Annotated in this window: 2 protein-coding genes; one reads left to right on the plus strand and one right to left on the minus strand. The window is 63.0% G+C overall.

Features of this window, described 5'->3' with window-relative positions; translation table 11 throughout:
* Nucleotides 1-74: 74 nt before the first annotated feature.
* Nucleotides 75-698 carry a hypothetical protein gene (locus tag B3V69_RS16035; RefSeq protein ID WP_296448011.1) on the plus strand — a complete coding sequence of 208 codons (624 nt, stop codon included), beginning with the start codon at nt 75-77 and terminating at the stop codon, nt 696-698.
* A 113-nt stretch (nt 699-811) separates the two neighbouring features.
* Here B3V69_RS16035 and B3V69_RS16040 read toward each other — a convergent pair whose 3' ends face one another.
* Entirely contained in the window at nt 812-3217 is a 2406-nt protein-coding gene (locus tag B3V69_RS16040) for a DUF6600 domain-containing protein (protein ID WP_296448012.1), read from the minus strand.
* Nucleotides 3218-3315: the final 98 nt, after the last annotated feature.

A 3315-nucleotide genomic window follows, 5' to 3' on the forward strand; every position in this document is an offset into this window, starting at 1 on the left:
GGCTGAAGCGATGGATTTGCTTGGTTTAGATTTATGAAAAACGGGCTCTAGCCATTCGGCCTGACACACAACCCTTGACACCAGCTATCGTGATCGAAATATTTCAAAAATTTTTTGGCGGCATGGACGTCGTGGAAATAGCAAAGGCGACTGGGATCGTCGCCGCCGTGGGAACCGTCATCAATGCAATAACACGCGGAATTTTGAACTATGCAACGACCCGCTATCACAGTCGACTCAAGACCTACGTCATTCGAGTCAAGGCACGGCTACCCGCCGAGCTTTTGGGAAAAATAACTTTCCATTGCTTAATTGTTCGGTACGGGACAGATCAATATATTGAGAAAATGGCGAGCGAAATTGACCGCCAGAATGGGCAATTGCAAAACCGGATTATCGATATCAAGACACGTGGTGGTGTCGGCAAAAAGGATACTGAGTTCACTTTGGAGTTACCTGTGCACCGTCGCCTTGGAACGCAGTTCAAATGCTTTACCGAGGCGAAAAAAGATCTCCCCCCGCTGCACAAAGAGGTCTTTCTCAACGATGTCATGGCCTTTCTGGCGTCAACCGGAATAGCCTCAGAGATAAGTATTTCCAGCAGCGAACACCAGCATCGCGTTTACTTTCTACTGAATCGCTTTGCCTCCGTAACGACAGTCGACGGATTTAAAAACAATCACTGTTTCCCGGAGTGAGCTAATCAAGGCGACACAAGCCAGCTGAAGTGACGGTACGCCAACGCACTTGGCGGGCATCAATAGAAGAGGTTTTAGCCCGCAAGACATGGCACAACGTACCGGTCCAGGGTCTAGCCGCCCTGCCCTTTTTGCTTGCGGATTTCTTCTTCCCGCCGACGCTCCTCGTTGTCGTTTTTGGGATCGGACGGCTTGCTGGCCGCAGGCTTGGGGCCTTGGACATGCGGCTGTGCTTTGGGCGCCGATTGGGCTTGCGGTGGGGGCGGTGGCGACGGTTTAGGCGCCACCACCGGCGGACGTGGCTCGACCGGCTTGACGACAGGGACGGGCTCAGGTTTCACCGGTGCATGCACGGCCGGTGGGGGCGGCGGAGCGACTGGCGGTGGCCGCACCACCTTGGGCGGCATCGACCGCGACACCGGTGCTGGCATCGGCGCCGTCGGCGGCGCAACTTGCGGTGCGACCGGCTTGGGTTCGGGGGCCCGTTGCGGTGGTGGTTTAGGCGCAACGACCGTCGGCACGGGCGGCACGACTTGCGGTGTGGGAACCGCCTTGGGCGGCTCCGACCGTTGCGGCGGCGCTGGCGTCGCCGGTGCTGGGTGAGCCACTGGTGGTGGCGCAACAACCTTGGGTTCGACCACCTGTGGCATAGGCGGCGGCGCGGTGGGTTGTGCGCGACGTTCACCGTTGCCACGCTGTTCCGACCTGCCGCGAGGCTCCGCTGCGGGTGCTGCCGGTACCGGTGGCGTGACGTGCGGCGGGACGACCTTGGGCGGCGGCGCGACGGTCACCTTGGGCGGCACCGCTGCTGGTGGCTGCGGCGGAGGTGGCAGCGAGGATGGTGGCGGAGCTACCGGTACTGCGGGTGTTACGGGCACCACGGATACTGCAGGCAACTTGGGCCCCTCGGGTTTCCCGCGCGCCTCACCCGGCCTGGCGCCCGGTGCCGTCGGCGGCGGCGGGGCAGACGTCGGCGGCTTGACCTGTGCCGGGGTCACCACTTTGACGACGGGCACCGGCGCAACGGTTGCCGGCTTCAATTCCCTGCGTGCAGCGTCATCAAGCGGCTTGCCCGGCGTGGCCGTCAGTTGCGGCTGTTGCGCCGCGAAACCGACGTGCGCGGCCGGCGGCGCGGTACGGGCGACAACCGGCCGCTCGAACACACGGGCCGGCGGTTTGTCGCCCGCATTGGCCGCCCCGTGCACACTTTTTTCGGTCGGCGCGACGTGCGGCGCAACCGCCACCGCCGTGCTGGCCACCATCTCCCGCGTGAGCCGGACCGCCGACCTGGACACCGGCTGCGACTGCACAAACGTCGCCGTTGGCACGGCGACCACGGCGCCTGGCACTTGCCGATTGGCGTAAATAACGTTGGTCACATTCGTCGTGTTGTAGGTGTTTTTGATAATGGTGTTGTTGATGACGGTGTTGCTGCGGTTGACGCCCTCGAAATAGCCGCGACTCACCGGATAGGTCGGGTGATAGACCTCGCGCGGCGCCAGCGGGAACCAGGCGATGCCACCGACGTTGCCGCTGGAAAGCGTCAGCTGGAAGTTGCTGCCGCCCACGAACGCCACGACGGCCGGGGCGTAATAGGCCTGACTGCGCACGGGGCCGGGTACCCACCCCCACGTGCCACGCAGATTCCGCCAGCGGCCGTAATGGGACACCGCAAAGCCCCAAGGCGCGTCATCCACCCAGGTCCAACCCCAGGGGTCAACCCAGGCCCAATGACCGTCACGGTAGGGTGCCCAGCCAGCGGCCACGCGATTCGGGGTCCAGACGTTGCCGTAGGTCGCGTCGGCGCTCCAAGTGCCGTTGGCATCCAGGTCCTGGTAGCCGACCACGTCGGGCGACACATAGCGCGCGGAGGCCGATTTGTCGTATTGGCGGTCGCGCTCGCTCGCCCAGCGGTCAAACTCGTCAAGGCGTGGCGCATCGATCAACTGGTACTCGCGCAAGCCGGTGCCGTTGAAGCGATAGGGTTGGCGCGAATCGACCACGTACGACGCGCCTTCTCCGTACACCTCTCCCTGGCCTTTGCGCACGACGATGTCCGTCGCATTGCCGTCGGGGTCGACCGAGATGCGGTATTCACCAGGTTTACGCAGGGTAAAAGCGAGGTTCGGTGTATCGACCTCGAACACCTGGTTGGGTTCGAGACGACGCACGCGCACGTTCAAGGTGCCCTGCGTCAATTGCAGTTGGGCGATACGGTCGTCCAGGTTGAGAACGGAGACGCCGGTGTCGGCGCTCATGCGAATCATGGCGCCGCCGACCTGGATTTCCGCGCGCGCGCCAGCCACCGCCCACAGGCGGTCGCCCGTGGTCAGCGGCCGATTGACCGTGGCCTGCACCCAGTCACTCTCGCCGGCGGGCGAAAAGCTGACCGAGCCGGTGGTGTAGCCCAAACGCGCGACGCGCGACGGCGGGTCCGCACTGGCCCAGCCGCTGAAGGCGAGCAGGGCAATGCCGACGATGAAGGTAAAAGCCCGAAGACGAAGAGTCTGGTTCTGCATGACGAGTCCTTACGAAAGAATGCGCTGATGAAGCACCTTACAAAGTACTTCGCGGCTCGTCTGTGCGGTAACGCACTGCTTCGACCAACCGCTTCGTC

It is taken from the genome of Rhodoferax sp. UBA5149 (assembly GCF_002413825.1).
Lineage (GTDB): Bacteria > Pseudomonadota > Gammaproteobacteria > Burkholderiales > Burkholderiaceae_C > Rhodoferax.